Consider the following 13,892-nt stretch of genomic DNA (forward strand, 5'->3'; position numbering starts at 1 on the left):
AACCGCCTCGATGGCCAAGTTCCGCTTTACCGCTGCCACGAAGACCAACATCGCCCGAGCCGTGCTCGGCGCGACCGTACTGGCCTCCGGGCTCGGCGCCCACATGGGCACGGCCGCCGCCACAGAGCAGCAGCCGGCCACCGCGGCCACGCAAGACGACCACGCCAAGTCCAGGGAGACGAAGGTCAACGTCACCGCCTCCCAGGTCCTGGAGCTCGCCAAGTCCCAGGTCGGCATCTCCGAGAACGCCTACGGCGGCGGCACCAAGTTCCAGAAGTGGTACGCCAACTCGCAGCGCGCCGCGGAGACCATCGCCCGTGACGGCGGCAAGCGCGCCGACTACATCAACGCGCCCTGGTGTGCGATGTTCGTCTCCTGGGTCGGCGAGCAGACCGGCGCCCGCCCGCAGGTCGGCTGGGACGCCTGGACCGTCGCCCACGCCAAGTGGTTCCAGGCCAACCACCGCTTCGGCGATGCCGCCAAGCCCGGCGCCGTCGTGTTCTTCTCCTGGAGCGGGAGCAAGAGCCTCGACGACATCAACCACGTCGGGTTCGTCGAGAAGGACAACGGCGACGGCACCATCTCGACCGTCGAAGGCAACACCGGCAACGGCAAGGTCGAGGAGCGCGTCCGTCCGAAGTCCCAGGTCGTCGGCTACGGCTACCCGGAGTACGCCGGCTGACCCGTTTCACCACACGAGCGCGCGTCCCCTCCGGGGGCGCGCGCTCTTCGCATCCCACCATCCTCCAGGGGAAGGGGGTTGGGGCAGCCACGCGCGAACCTCGCCAAGGAGCCGGCCATGAGACCCAGCCCCCGCCCGGGAGCCGAGATCGCGGGACGCCCGTGAGGGGCGGGCTCCGGTGGGTGGCCGACGGGCTGTTCCCCCGCGGCGGGAACCCGCACGGCGTCCTGCCCGCCCTGCTGATCCTCCTGGCCCTCGTCACCGGCCTCGTGGACGCCATCAGCTTCCTCGGCCTGGGCCGCGTCTTCGTGGCCAACATGACCGGCAACATCGTCTTCCTCGGCTTCGCCCTGGCCGGAGACCAGGAGCTGTCGAAATGGGCCTCCCCCCTGGCCCTCGCGGCCTTCGGGGCGGGCGCCTGGACCGCCGGGCAGGTGACCAGGCGGACGAGCGACGCCCGGCGCGCGTTCGCCGCCGCCACCGCGGCACACGCCCTGCTGGTCGCCGCCGCCCTCACCGTGGCCCTGGTGTCAGGACACCATCACACCGGTGCCAGGGCGGCGCTCATCGGGCTGCTCGCGTACGGCATGGGCCTGCAGAACGCGTCCGTACGCGCGCTGGCGGTCCCCGACCTGGTCACCAACGTCCTCACCACCACCCTCACGGGCCTGGCCGCCGACATCCCGGGCCGGTCGGCCCTGCGCAGGTCCGCGTCCGTCGTGGCGATGTTCCTCGGCGCCCTCACCGGCGCCGCACTCCACCTGCACGTCGGCCCCGCACTCCCGCTGGCCGCCGCCCTGACCCTCCTCGCGGTCGTCGCCGTCGTGGCCCGCAGGCGCACCCGCCGCACGAGCTGAGCCGACGGGGTTCAGGAGAGGAAGAAGTCCGCCAGAGCCCGCGCGACCCCGGCCGGGTCGTTCTCCATCGGGATGTGCCCCGCCCCGGGAATGCGCACGAGTGTGCTGTTCGGGATCTCCGCGACGAAGCGCTCGGCGTACCGGACCTCCTGGAACGTGTCGTCCTCACCCCACACCAGCAGCTTCGGCGTCTCATCCGCCTTCAGCGCGGGGACGAGGTCCAAGGTGTAGCGGCTGTCGGCCGCGCCCGCCAGAGCCATCCACGACCGGCCCACCCGCAGGTCACGCCACGGATCCAGGTAATCGGCCAGCTCCGCCTCGGCGGCGGGCCGGCCCAGCGCGATCGTGACGGCCTTGCGGCGCGCGGCCAGCAACTCCTCCACGGTCGTGGCCGCCACCACGGCGGGATCCCGGTAACGGGCCACCCCGGGCACCGGCCACGAGTCGTACGTGACCGAATTGACCAGAGCCAGCCGCGCCACCTCCGACTCGACCAGCAGGTGCTGCGCGACGGCGCCCCCGATGTCGTGCCCCGCCACCAGCAGCGGCGCCCGCGCACCCACCGCGGCCGCGAACCGCCCTGCCCACGCCGCCAGCGCGGGCACCGCCGCCGTCTCCGCCGTGAGCTCCCCCTCGGAACGCCCCAGCCCCGGCAGATCGACCGCCACAGGCCGCAACCCCGCCGCCGCCAGATCGTCGATCACCGGTTCCCAGACCCGGCTCCAATACGTGCCGTGCAGCAGCAACACCACCGGGCCCCGCTCGCCCGCCGTCAGATAACTGGCCATCCGGCCGTCGACCTCGACCGTCATTCGCTTGGACATGCCATAACCATGATGTTCTGCCCCCCTCATGGTCAAATACCAACTAAGGTATGCCGGTATGACATTGGCGCAGCTCCGGGTGCTCGTCGCGGTCGCCGAGCACGGCGGCTTCACCGCCGCCGCCGACCACACTGGCATGTCCCAGCCCGCCGTCAGCCGCGCCATCGCCACCCTGGAGCGCGAGCTCGGCGCCGCCCTGTTCGTCCGCCACCGCGACGGCATCGCCCTCACCGAGGCCGGCCAGGCAGCACTCGCCCGGGCCCGCGAGACCCTGCGCCACTTCGACCTCATCCGCGCCGACGTGGCCGCCGCCGCCGGCCAGATCACCGGCGAGCTGCGCCTGGCCAGCCTCCCCAGCGCCACCGGCACGCTCATCGCCAGGCTCCTGCGCGCCTTCACCGACCGCTACCCGCAGGTACGGGTCCGCCTGTTCGAGGGGGTGGACGACGACATCCGCGAATGGCTGCACCGCGGCGCCGCCGAGGTGGGCGTGGTCACCCTCCCCGCCCCCGGCCTGCACACCGTCCACCTCAGCACCCACGACATGGTCGCCGTGCTGCCCGCCGGCCACCCCCTGACCGCCCGCCCGGCCATCGCCCTCGCCGACCTGAGCGGCCGGCCGTTCATCCTCACCACAGCCGGCTGCCGCCCCCTGATCATGGGTGCGGCAATGGCTGCCCAGGTCCGGCTCGACATCGCCTTCGAGGCCGGCGGCCCCGCCGCCATCCTGGAGATGGTGGCCGCGGGGCTGGGCGTCAGCATCGTCCCCACCCTGGGCCTGCCCGCCGACCTGGGCGCCGTCGTCACGCGGCCGCTCGAACCGGCGATGACCCGCTCCTTGGCCCTGGCCGTCCCGTCGGCGGCCGACTGTGCCCCGGCGGCCCGGGCCTTTCTCGACCAGCTGGCCGCCTTTACGTTGTAGATTCCGTACGGAGGGGCACCTCCCGGACAAACCACGCGGCGGCGAACGCGATCATCGCCAGGACCGCGGCCCCTGCCAGCACACCCCGCAGTCCGCCGCTGACCGCCTCGCGCACCGCGTCCCGTACGGCGTCCGGCATCGCGGACACCAGCTCGGGCGTGAGCCCGCCGCCGCCGGCCAGCCGCTCGGCGGTCCCGGCTCCGAGCCGGCCGGCCAGCCCGGCCTCCATCCGGCTGCCGTAGATCGCGCCCAGCAGGGCGATCCCCAGCGATCCGCCGATGGTCCGCAGCAGCGTGACGGTCCCGCCGGCCGCGCCCATGTCGCGCGGCTCGGCGCTGTTCAGGGTGAGCAGCAGGGAGCTCTGCGTGAGCAGTCCCATCCCCACCCCCGCGACCAGCGTGAGCGCGGAGGCCGGCGCCGTCCCCGTGCCCACCCCCAGCCAGGTGAGCACGAGAACGCCGACGACGAGCACGCCGCCGCCGAGGATCGGATATCTGCGGTACCGGCCGTCGCGGCTGATGAGGCGGCCGGTGACAAGCTGCGCCCCGAGCATGCCGAACATCAGCGGCAACAGCAGCATCCCGCCGGCCGTGGGTGAGGCGCCCTGGACGTACTGCATGTACTGCGGCAGGTAGGACATCACAGCCATCATCACCGCGCCGACCAGGAAGCTGAGGACCTGCGCGAGCGCGAAGTTGCGGTCACGGAACAGCCTGGGCGGGATGACCGGCTCCTCGGCTCGCCGCTCGACGCGCACGAACGCCAGCAGTGCCACGGCGGAGACCCCGCCCAGGCCCAGGATCTGCGGCGACGACCAAGCGTACGCGGTGCCGCCCCAGCTCGCCAGCAGCGTCAGGGCCACGATGCAGGCGGTCAGCAGCATCGCGCCGAGGTAGTCGATCCTGGCCCTGACCCGCTCGCTCCTCAGCCGGACCCCGAAGCCCACGACCAGCAGGGCGACGGCACCGACCGGCACGTTCACGTAGAACGTCCACCGCCAGCTCAGCTGGTCGGTGAGCAGGCCGCCGAGCAGCGGCCCGCCGATGAACGCGACCGGCATCATGGCCCCGACCATCGACTGCACCTTGCCGCTGTCGCGGGGCGGCACCAGCACGCCGATGATCGACAGGGCGCCGACCATCAGCCCGCCCGCGCCCAGCCCCTGGACGGCGCGGAAGGCGATGAGCTGATCGATGTCCCGCGCCAGGCCGGCGAGCATGGATCCGGCCAGGAAGATCACGATCGAGGCCATGAACATGCTCTTGCGCCCGTACAGGTCGCCCAGTTTGCCCCAGATGGGAGTGGTGGCGGCCGTGGCCAGCAGGTACGCGGTCACCACCCACGACAGCCGGTCCAGCCCGCCCAGCTCGCCGGTGATCGTGGGCAGTGCGGTGCCCACGATGAGGCCGTCCAGCATGGCCAGGAACATGCCGAGCATCAGCCCGAACACGGGGAACCTCACGTGCGTCACACCCCGTACGGGCGCGCGGCCCTGGCCTCGCGCAGCGCGTGCCCCCACCAGGCGAGCTGGTCGAGCATCGCCTTGGCGGCCGCGTCGGCGCCGGGGTTGGCGGCGGCGCCGTCGTGGCCGATCTGGGCCCACGGCGCCTGCAGGCCGACGGCGTCGCGCACGGTGACGGCGTGCAGCTCGGCCATCACCAGACGGAGCTGCTCGACGGCCCGCAGCCCGGCCGAGAAGCCGCCGTACGCCACGAACCCGACCGGCTTGGCGTTCCACTCCCGGTTGTGCCAGTCGATGGCGTTCTTCAGCGAGGCGGGGAAGCTGCGGTTGTACTCAGGCGTCACGATCACGAACGCGTCGGCCGCCGCCAGCCTCGGCGACACGGCCGACAGCAGCTCCACGTGCTCCTCCGCCGCCGGCGGCTGCCCCAGGACGGGGAACACGGTGGGCAGCGGCGTCTCGACCAGGTCGATGAGATCGGCGGTCATGTCGTCGCGCCGGTCGAGGTGAGCGCGGAACCAGTTCGCCACGACGGGGCCGAAGCGACCGTCCCTGGTGCTGCCGAGCAGCACGGCCACGCGCAGAGGGCTGTCCATGACAGGGCCTTCCTTCGAAAGAATGTGTACAACGTATCTACGCCGAGACAACGTACACATCGATGTGTACGTTGTCTACTCCTGATACGCTGTACACGGAATCGTGGAGAGGAGGGCGGTCCATGGCTGCCGCTCGCAAGGACGGCGCGGGCAAGGACGAGACCCCGCTGTGGGCCCGGCTCGAACGCCCCGCGCCCGCCCCCCGCCAGACCCTGTCGCCGCACCGCATCGCCACCGCCGCGGTCGCCGTAGCGGACGCGGAGGGGCTCGACGCCATCACCATGCGGCGGCTGGCCACCGAGCTGGGCGTCGCCCCGATGGCCGCCTACCGGTACGTGTCGGGCAAGGACGAGCTGGTGGAGCTGATGGTCGACCACGTCTACGGCGAGCTGGAGCTGCCCGGCGACACGTCGGGCTGGCGCGAGACGCTCAGAGAGATCGCCGTCAAGACGCGCGAGCTGATGCTGAGGCACCTGTGGCTCGCCCAGCTCCCGCCGAGCGCCATGCTCGCGCTCACGCCCAACCGGGTGGCGGTGTCGGAACGCTCGCTGCGCGCGGTCGAGGGCCTGGACCTGGACCCCGACACCGCGATGGCCGTCGTCAACACCGTCAACTCCTACACGCACGGCGTCATCGGCGCGGAGATCGCGATGCGCCTGCTCATGGCCGGCCAGGGCTGGTCCAGCGAACAGCAGGTCTTCACCAGCCTGGCCCCGCAGCTCTCGTACCTGCTCGACACCGGCCGCTACCCTGCCTTCGAGCAGTACATCTACCAGGGCAGACGCAAGGACGACCCGGGCTGGCAGTTCGAGACCGGCCTCGAGTACGTTCTGGACGGCATCGCGGCCCGGCTCTTCGCCGAATAAATTCTCCGGTACGTGTCGATCCCGCCCGTCGCCGTTCGACGCGTTCAACGAGACCCGATACGAGCGACGAGGAGCGACACCGATGAAGTTCATGATCGTGGGCAAGGCGAACGCGGAGACCGAGGCCGGGGTGCTGCCCAGCCAGGAGCTCGTGGACAACATGCACGCCTACAACGAGTCGCTGGCCAAGGCGGGGGTGCTGCTGGCGGGCGAGGGGCTCTACCCGAGCTCGCAGGGCGCGCAGATCGCCTACAGCGGCGGCAAGGCCACGGTGATCGACGGGCCGTTCGCCGAGGCCAAGGAGCTCATCGCCGGCTTCTGGCTGATCCAGGTGAAGTCGCGGGAAGAGGCGATCGAGTGGGCCCTGCGGGTGCCGGTGCCTCCGGGGCATGAAGGGATCGGGCTGGACGTGTGGCGCGTGTTCGACGCCTCGGACGTACCGGACGACTCGCTGCCGGCGGAGGAGCGGGAACGCGAGCTGGCGCTACGCGAGCGCCTCGGCGTCGACCAGCCCGACGCCTGACCTGACCCCGCCGGTCGGCAGCGGCCGGTGACGCGCGGCGGCGGCAGCGGGGACGGGTGTTGCCATCGGTGGCCTCGTGCTGCTCTCATGGGCCGGTGATGGCTTCCGACACCAACCCGCAGGCCGCTAACCGGGCGATCGAGGCGGTGTGGCGGATCGAGGCGGCCCGGCTCATCGCCGGGCTCGCCCGGTTCGTGCGCGACGTCGGCCTGGCGGAGGAGCTGGCGCAGGACGCGCTGGTCGCCGCGCTGGAGCAGTGGCCGGAGACCGGCGTGCCCCGCAACCCGGGCGCCTGGCTGATGACCGTGGCGAAGCGCCGCGCCATCGACCTGATCCGCAGGAACGAACGCCTCGAGCGAAACCTGATCGAGCTCGGCCACCGCCTCGACACGGAGGAGGACCTCCCCGAGGTCGACGAGATCGAGGACGATCTCCTGCGCCTGGTGTTCACGGCCTGCCATCCCACGCTCTCCATGGAGGCGCGGGTGGCCCTGACCCTGCGCGTGCTCGGCGGCCTGACCACCGACGAGATAGCGCGGGCGTTCCTGGTCTCGGAGCCGACGGTGGCGCAGCGGATCGTCCGGGCCAAGCGGACCCTGGCCGACAAGAAGATCCCCTTCGAGGTGCCCCAGACCTTCGAGCTGTCGGCCCGCCTGGCGTCCGTGCTCGAAGTCATCTACCTGATCTTCAACGAAGGCTATTCGGCGACCGCCGGGGACGACTGGATGCGCCCCGCCCTGTGCGAGGACGCCCTCAGGCTGGGCCGCGTCCTGGCAGGCCTGATGCCCAAGGAGCCCGAGGTCCACGGCCTGGTCGCGCTCATGGAGATCCAGGCATCCAGATCCGCCGCCCGCGTGGGCCCGTCAGGCGAGCCGATCCTCCTCCTGGAGCAGAACAGGGCCCGCTGGGACCGGCTGCTCATCCGGCGCGGCCTGGCCGCCCTCGACCAGGCCGAGCAGCTGGGGGACGAGCCCGGCCCGTACACCCTCCAGGCCGCCATCGCCGCCTGCCACGCCAGGGCCCTCGCCCCGGAGGACACCGACTGGGAACGCATCGCGAGCCTGTACGAGGCACTGGCCAGGCTGTCCCGCTCCCCCATCGTGGAGCTCAACCGGGCCGTCGCCCTCGCCATGGCCTACGGCCCCGCGGTAGGGCTCCAGCTGCTGGACCAGATCGTGGACGAGCCCGCGCTCAAGGACTACCACCTGCTGCCGAGCGTACGCGGAGACCTGCTCTTCAAGCTGGGCCGGCGGGAGGAGGCGCGCGCCGAGTTCGAGCGGGCGGCCACGATGACCCGCAACGCCCGCGAACGCGAACTCCTCGGGGAACGCGCCGCCGCCTGCTGAAACCGGTCCGGGCCGCCGCATCGAGCGCTCACACCGGCGCCATGCACGACGATCAATCACCAGCCGGTCGGCGCGGCTTCGAGCTGCTTCTTGACCGCCACCACCCGGTCCGGCAGCGTGCCGGGGGCGATCGCCACACACTCGTAGCCGAGTGAGGTGTAGGCGTCCCGATGGACCCGCTCGAAGCGCAGCGACTCCTCGAAGGTGATCCGCCGCGCGTCGGTCGGCGTGACGAACCCGAGGTTCTGGACGAAGAAGACCTTCTTCTCGTAGATCTGCCGGGCTCGGATGCGTTCCAATTCGCGGGACAGGGCCGGAGATACGGCATGGCCGAGATACGTGGCCAGGGCGTAGGTGCAGACAGGCGATCGATCGTAGATCTGCACAGCGCCGGGAAGGGCCGCGGCCTGTTCCTCCCGCCGGCGCTGCAAGGCGACGATCGCCTCCACGAAGGACGGCTTCGTCCATGGCTCGGGCTCGCCCTGGGCCTGCTGGAGGGCGATGACATCGGTCGCCGCCTCCTCGACGACGGTGTAGCCGTCACACTCCAGCCAGCGCAGGATCGCCGTCTTCCCGGCTCCAGGGGCGCCGGTCAGGATGTAGCGCTTCATCAATCACTCCTGTCTGTCTCGGATCTGGACGCCACCGAGTCCGGCTTGCCCAGATGACCTGGTCAGCGATGGTTTGGAGGCGCCAAGGGGGTGCCGAGGGGATCCCTCTGGCGGACGAACGGTTCGCCCGGCGTTCCGCGATGCCGGCCGGGAGGCGTGGCCGCCTCGCGCTTCGGCCCGCCACTGCCATGTCCGAGCACCTTCGAGACGGCCTCAATACTTTGCCCTTGCGCTAAGTGTTCCGGCGAACAATACTTAGCCGCATGGCACAGTATTCGGCGGAGCTCGACGGCGTGTTCGTCGCCCTCGCCGACCCGACTCGGCGCGGCGTCATCCGACGCCTCGGCTGCGGCCCGGCGAGCGTGGGCGATCTCGCCCGCGAGTTCCCGATGACCCTTCCCTCCTTCATGAAACATGTGCGGATGCTCGAGGCGAACGGCCTGATCCGCACGACCAAGCGCGGCCGGGTGCGCACCTGCGTGCTCAACCGCGACCGACTCGCGCTCGTCGACGGCTGGCTCGCCGAGCAGCGCCGGATCTGGGAAGAGCGCACCGACCGGCTCGAACGCCTCGTCACCGATCCGAAGGAGCAGCAACCATGAACCCCGATCTCGACCTGGCCCTGGAGCGGGTCATCCGCGCCCCCCGCGCCGCTGTGTGGAGCGCATGGACCGATCCGTCCCGTTTGGAGAAGTGGTGGGTCCCGGCTCCGACCGTGTGCCGGGTCGACCGCCTGGACGTCCGGCCCGGCGGCGCACTCGTGACGCGGCTGAGCGAGGACGGGGTGGAGTTCGTCCCGCACGTCGATGCGACTTTCCTCGCCGTCGACGAGCTCGAGCGGATCGTGTTCACGAACGCGATCGACAGCGCCTGGCGCCCCGCCGATCCCATGCCGGTGCCCATGACGGCCGAGATCACGCTGAGCGATCATCCGGACGGCACGGAATACCGGATCATCGTCCGGCACGGCAATCCGGCCGCCCGCGCCCGCCACGAGGAGCTCGGCTTCTCCGCAGGCTGGGGCGCGGTCACCAAGCAACTCGCCGGTGTCGCGGAGAGCCAGGCCGCGCAGTGAAAATCGCTCTCACGGAGTTCGTCACCAGCGGAGATGGGCCTGGAGTTCCCAGGTCAGCACGATGCGGTGGGGATGGCCGGAGTTCCTCATCACGAACGCGCGCAGCGGCCCCGAGTGCGCGTCGATAGGGTTGGCTCACGAGGCACCGGTCGGCGTGAAGCGTCGACCGCGACTCGAACTGGCCGAGGGCAAAGCATCGCCGAGGGAAGCGGGTGGTGACCTCCTCGATGCGGTCCAGCTTGACATGTCGGCCGGGGTACCTCGGTCATGACCGCGGTGTCGGGCGTCGGCTTCCGGCGGCACAGCGCACGGGTACGCTCGGCTCCCGAACCTTCTACGCACCGCTGAGCCCTGATGGCCGGGCACCTGAAGTCCCCCATCCAGGACGATGTCGGCCGGCCTATGCCACCCGCGCGGCCATCGATATCGGGGCGTGGCTTCTCGTCCAACGCCCCTGGCGGGAGCACCGCCAACTGAGATTCCAGCCCGTCACGATGCCAGAGCCGCACAGTCACCGTCATCAGAACGTATTCTGACTTACACTCGCAGTGTGAGCACGAGTCATGCCGATGCTGTTACCTTTTCCGACTTGTCCAGAAATCCCCGAGCCGTGGCCGAGCGTGCGGCGCGTCTTGGGCGAGTACGTGTAACTCATCGCGACGCCCCGGACTTCTACCTGACCGCGGCCGATCGCGAAGAAGAACGTGACCGCACGTTGGCCACGGCATCCCGGTTGTTCCTCGCCTTGATCAAGCATGACCCCACCGCACGTGCGCTCGTCATAGCCATGCCTGAGGTCTTTCCCTGGGTACGCCACCTTTCCACGACCGAACTGCGCGCCTTCACACTCGAACTGGTCGAGGCGCTCTCCGATGCCGCGGAGCTGGACGTCGATGCGACCACTCAGGAGGTCATCGCAGGCTGGCGGGCAACTGCCCGGATCAAGGCCGATCCCGCACACTACGCCGAAGCTCGCAAGCCCACCAGTGGCGACTTCGGACCGGTTGAGGTCTCGGTATGAGCCCGAAGCGCGGAGATCGGGTTACGGTGCCACCGCCGGATGACGAGTGGGACGTCCGGTTCGGCACCAGCGACGCAGTCAGCGGCTGGGAAGAGTTGTGCCGTCATGCCCTGGCCAACACACGCCGATGCTTCGAGGCACTGCGTGCTGACCCTCGTTCGCGCTCCAGCCACGATCGTCAGCATCGCCTACGCGGTGATCTCTCGACTCATCGTCACAATGGCCAGGACCTGGAGCAGTGGGAATTCGAGGTCACCAGCGGTGGACGTGTTCGCTATGCCATCGATGACCACACCCGTACCGTCTGGGTGATCTACGCATCGCCTCGGCACCCAAAAGACACCGAATAACCGGCTATTGGTGCACGAGACGACACGCCCAGACACTGTGGGGTGCGGGACAGCTCACGGCTATGCGTTATCCCACCGCAGGGCCTTGACCGGCTCCCCCACACTCCGGCTCCGAACGCCGTTACCACTACCTTTCGCCCTCTCAACGACGTCTATCGGGAAAATCGCATTCCTGTGGGCGTGAGATCGACGACATGCCCGAACCTTCCAGGCGTCACTCCGGCACGCCAACGCACCGCCGGGATCACCGCGTTTGCCAAGGCGATCCCTCTCGCCGGTGAACGGTTCGCCGAGCATCTGATCGCCTTGGAGGAGCAGGAGGACCGATGAGCGCTGAATTCGTGAAGTGGAGCGAGGTCAAGGCAAAGGCGCGCAAACTCGACCCCCGAAGTGATGCCGAGCGCGAAGCCGGGCAGGAGGCAGCTCGTGCACGGCGAGAGGCGTACCAGCACGGCTACCAGCTCAGCGAGAAGCGCGAGTAGATGGGGGCCGCCCAGGCCGAACTAGCCGAGGCCCTCGGCGTGAGCCAGACACGGGTGTCGAGGATTGAGAGTGGCGAGGTGCCGGGGATCGAGGCTGGGTGGCCGGACTATGTGCGCTTCCGAAAGCATCCCATGGGCGCAAGCCGAGGTCACCCGAGCCATACACGCTTGCCCGTTGACTCCATTCCGCATCCAGAGCGGGCCTCCAGCAGCGTGGCGGCCGATAGATGCATTCTGCGGCCCAAAGTGACTGACGAACGAGGTCACGCGGATAACGAAGCGTCTGCACGGCGTGTGCCCAGCCGGGGCGCAGGGGGCCGGAGGCCACCTGCATGGGCTCGGGGCGCAGCCCCGAGACCGATGAGTACGCCCGAGCGCAGCGAGGACCGCTCCGGGTGGGATCCAGCAGGCCAAGCCGGTAACTGGGCAACGGGTGGGCGCCTGGCGAGCGAAGCGAGCGGGGTTTTCGGGGATCGAAAGGGGCGGAGCCCCTTGGGAGGCGCTGCCCGGAGCGCCCATCGCGCGTAGCGCGACCCGTTGCGGAGGACAGCGCGTTTCGGCCCGCCCCCCTGGGGCACCCCCACAAAGCGCCCCTGGCGTCGCCGAACACGATGGACACGCTCTCACTGGTCGTGTGACGGGGAGAAAGCGTGGTCAGTGCGGGTGACATGCCCTTGATGCGACACAAAAGATGCCTCTTGTGGTGGGAGCGCTCCCAAGACGCTCTTTGTGCTGTATAACGCCTTAAATCCGGTTTCAACGTTACAAACCGCCCCATTGGTAACGGTTGCGTTTCGGTGGATTGACGCGCAGACCACGTAAGTGCACCCTTTGTGGGAGCGCTCCCAAAGATCCCACCGCGGCGGAGCGCGTGCCGCGGTGCACTCCCCCAACATTCACCCGAGAAGGGGTCCACCATGATGATCAGCAAGCGTCGCGGCGGTCTAGCCGCGGCCTCGGCCCTGGCCGCGGCGGCGCTGACCGTCGCGTCCTGTAGCTCAGGCAGCACCGGTACGGGGTCCAGCAGCGCTCCCGCTTCCTCGGCAGCCGAGCCGGTCACGATCCGTGTCCAGACGTTCGGCGGCGGCACGAACTTCGGCTACAAGAACGCCATCGAGAAGTGGAACACCGAGCACAAGGACATCCAGATCAAGGAGGAGCACCTCACTGACCAGTTCGAGCAGCAGTACTGGCCCCAGATGATCCAGTGGCTGCAGGCCGGCAACGGCGCGGGCGACGTGGTCGGCATCGACGAGGGCGGCATGGGCCTGGCCAAGGCGCACCCCGAGTGGTGGGCCGATCTGAAGGAGCACGGCCTGGAGTCCCGCAAGGCGGACTTCCCCGCCTGGAAGTGGGAGAACGGCGTCACGGCCGACGGCAAGCTGTTCGGCCTCGGCACCGACATCGGCGGCATGAGCATCTGCTACCGCACGGACCTGTTCAAGAAGGCCGGCCTGCCGACCGACCGTGAGAAGGTCAGCGCGCTCTGGCCGACCTGGGACGAGTTCATGAACGTCGGCAAGACGTTCCAGTCGAAGGTCAAGGACACGAAGTTCGCCGACGGCACGAACACGCTCTACCAGGTCGTCCTCTACCAGGAGGCGGCCAAGAACGGCAACGTCACGTACTTCGACAAGGACAACAACCTCATCGTCGACAAGAACCCGGCGGTGAAGGCGGGCTTCGACTTCGCCACGAAGATGAGCCAGCAGGGGCTGACCGCCAAGCTGCGCAACTTCACCGACGAGTGGGCGGCGGGCACCCAGAAGGGCGCGTTCGCCACGGTCGGCTGCCCGTCCTGGATGCTCGGCGTGGTCAGCGGCAACGCCGGCGACGGCGGCAAGGGCAAGTGGGACGTGGCCTCGGTGCCGGGCGGCGGCGGCAACTGGGGCGGCTCCTGGCTGGCCGTGCCCAAGCAGTCGAAGCACCCGAAGGAAGCCGCGATGGTCGCCGACTACCTGACCAACGCGGAGACCGAGGCCAGCATCTTCAAGGACTTCGGCAACATGCCGAGCAACACGAAGGCCCAGCAGGACGCGGGCGTGCAGGGCGCGAAGAACGAGTTCTTCAACAACGCCCCCATCGGTGAAATCTTCGCCAAGTCCGCCTCGAGCCTGCAGCCGGTCTTCCTCGGCGTGAAGCACGCCCAGGTCAAGAACGCCATCGAGTCCGTCATCCAGGGCATGGACGACGGCTCCGTCCCGCACGACAAGGCCTGGCAGCAGCTGGTCGACGACGCGGTCAAGGCCGCGGGTTAGTCTCTCCGCCCGGCCCG

The 13,892-nt window shown here is 69.7% G+C and carries 17 protein-coding genes; 13 read left to right on the forward strand and 4 right to left on the reverse strand.

Translation table 11 applies throughout. The features are described from left to right. The first annotated feature begins 10 nt into the window (after positions 1 to 10). Together ABN273_RS18835 and ABN273_RS18840 are read left to right on the forward strand one after the other, a co-directional pair. On the forward strand, positions 11 to 682 hold the full coding sequence (locus tag ABN273_RS18835; RefSeq protein ID WP_349450206.1) for a CHAP domain-containing protein: 672 nt from the start codon (positions 11 to 13) through the stop codon (positions 680 to 682). A 161-nt stretch (positions 683 to 843) separates the two neighbouring features. Beyond that, entirely contained in the window at positions 844 to 1,539 is a 696-nt protein-coding gene (locus ABN273_RS18840) for a YoaK family protein (RefSeq protein ID WP_349450207.1), read from the forward strand. Positions 1,540 to 1,550: 11 nt separating this feature from the next. On the opposite strand, the gene ABN273_RS18845 is transcribed toward ABN273_RS18840, so the two are convergent. Further along, a complete protein-coding gene (locus ABN273_RS18845; RefSeq protein WP_349450208.1) occupies positions 1,551 to 2,363 on the reverse strand; it encodes an alpha/beta fold hydrolase in 813 nt (270 codons plus the stop codon). Between the two features lie 58 nt (positions 2,364 to 2,421). On the opposite strand from ABN273_RS18845, the gene ABN273_RS18850 reads away from it, so the two are divergent. Then, a complete protein-coding gene (locus ABN273_RS18850; protein ID WP_349450209.1) occupies positions 2,422 to 3,285 on the forward strand; it encodes a LysR family transcriptional regulator in 864 nt (287 codons plus the stop codon). On the opposite strand, the gene ABN273_RS18855 is transcribed toward ABN273_RS18850, so the two are convergent. Beyond that, on the reverse strand, positions 3,275 to 4,747 hold the full coding sequence (locus tag ABN273_RS18855) for an MDR family MFS transporter (RefSeq protein WP_349450210.1): 1,473 nt from the start codon (positions 4,745 to 4,747) through the stop codon (positions 3,275 to 3,277). The two genes, ABN273_RS18850 and ABN273_RS18855, sit on opposite strands and share 11 nt — an antisense overlap. Before the next feature lie 5 nt (positions 4,748 to 4,752). Further along, positions 4,753 to 5,343, reverse strand: coding sequence for an NADPH-dependent FMN reductase (locus ABN273_RS18860; RefSeq protein WP_349450211.1), 591 nt, complete (start codon positions 5,341 to 5,343; stop codon positions 4,753 to 4,755). A gap of 122 nt (positions 5,344 to 5,465) precedes the next feature. On the opposite strand from ABN273_RS18860, the gene ABN273_RS18865 reads away from it, so the two are divergent. The 3 genes from ABN273_RS18865 (at position 5,466) to ABN273_RS18875 (ending at position 8,078) form a co-directional block, all read left to right on the forward strand. Continuing rightward, a complete protein-coding gene (locus ABN273_RS18865; RefSeq protein WP_349450212.1) occupies positions 5,466 to 6,209 on the forward strand; it encodes a TetR/AcrR family transcriptional regulator in 744 nt (247 codons plus the stop codon). A gap of 82 nt (positions 6,210 to 6,291) precedes the next feature. After that, positions 6,292 to 6,732: a YciI family protein gene (locus ABN273_RS18870; protein ID WP_349450213.1), complete on the forward strand. Its 441-nt coding sequence runs from the start codon at positions 6,292 to 6,294 to the stop codon at positions 6,730 to 6,732. A 98-nt stretch (positions 6,733 to 6,830) separates the two neighbouring features. Then, positions 6,831 to 8,078, forward strand: a complete 1,248-nt coding sequence (locus ABN273_RS18875; protein ID WP_349450386.1) for an RNA polymerase sigma factor — start codon at positions 6,831 to 6,833, stop codon at positions 8,076 to 8,078. 56 nt (positions 8,079 to 8,134) lie between these two features. On the opposite strand, the gene ABN273_RS18880 is transcribed toward ABN273_RS18875, so the two are convergent. Next, positions 8,135 to 8,689, reverse strand: a complete 555-nt coding sequence (locus ABN273_RS18880) for an AAA family ATPase (RefSeq protein ID WP_349450214.1) — start codon at positions 8,687 to 8,689, stop codon at positions 8,135 to 8,137. A gap of 263 nt (positions 8,690 to 8,952) precedes the next feature. Between ABN273_RS18880 and ABN273_RS18885 the strand changes: the two genes are divergently transcribed. The 7 genes from ABN273_RS18885 (at position 8,953) to ABN273_RS18915 (ending at position 13,875) form a co-directional block, all read left to right on the forward strand. Then, complete coding sequence (locus ABN273_RS18885; RefSeq protein ID WP_349450215.1) at positions 8,953 to 9,291, forward strand: ArsR/SmtB family transcription factor; 339 nt, start codon at positions 8,953 to 8,955, stop codon at positions 9,289 to 9,291. Beyond that, the gene (locus tag ABN273_RS18890; RefSeq protein WP_349450216.1) at positions 9,288 to 9,764 is read left to right on the forward strand and encodes an SRPBCC domain-containing protein; all 477 of its coding nucleotides are present in this window, start codon (positions 9,288 to 9,290) and stop codon (positions 9,762 to 9,764) included. Before ABN273_RS18885 ends, ABN273_RS18890 begins: the two co-directional genes overlap by 4 nt. Positions 9,765 to 10,314: 550 nt before the next feature. Further along, complete coding sequence (locus ABN273_RS18900; protein ID WP_349450217.1) at positions 10,315 to 10,785, forward strand: hypothetical protein; 471 nt, start codon at positions 10,315 to 10,317, stop codon at positions 10,783 to 10,785. Then, the gene (locus ABN273_RS18905) at positions 10,782 to 11,135 is read left to right on the forward strand and encodes a hypothetical protein (protein WP_349450218.1); all 354 of its coding nucleotides are present in this window, start codon (positions 10,782 to 10,784) and stop codon (positions 11,133 to 11,135) included. Before ABN273_RS18900 ends, ABN273_RS18905 begins: the two co-directional genes overlap by 4 nt. Before the next feature lie 326 nt (positions 11,136 to 11,461). Further along, positions 11,462 to 11,617, forward strand: coding sequence for a hypothetical protein (locus tag ABN273_RS18910; protein WP_349450219.1), 156 nt, complete (start codon positions 11,462 to 11,464; stop codon positions 11,615 to 11,617). Next, on the forward strand, positions 11,618 to 12,145 hold the full coding sequence (locus ABN273_RS59500; protein ID WP_502911066.1) for a helix-turn-helix domain-containing protein: 528 nt from the start codon (positions 11,618 to 11,620) through the stop codon (positions 12,143 to 12,145). 389 nt (positions 12,146 to 12,534) lie between these two features. Then, the gene (locus tag ABN273_RS18915; RefSeq protein ID WP_349450220.1) at positions 12,535 to 13,875 is read left to right on the forward strand and encodes an ABC transporter substrate-binding protein; all 1,341 of its coding nucleotides are present in this window, start codon (positions 12,535 to 12,537) and stop codon (positions 13,873 to 13,875) included. Positions 13,876 to 13,892: the final 17 nt, after the last annotated feature.

The organism is Nonomuraea sp. B19D2 (assembly GCF_040137845.1).
Taxonomy (GTDB): domain Bacteria; phylum Actinomycetota; class Actinomycetes; order Streptosporangiales; family Streptosporangiaceae; genus Nonomuraea.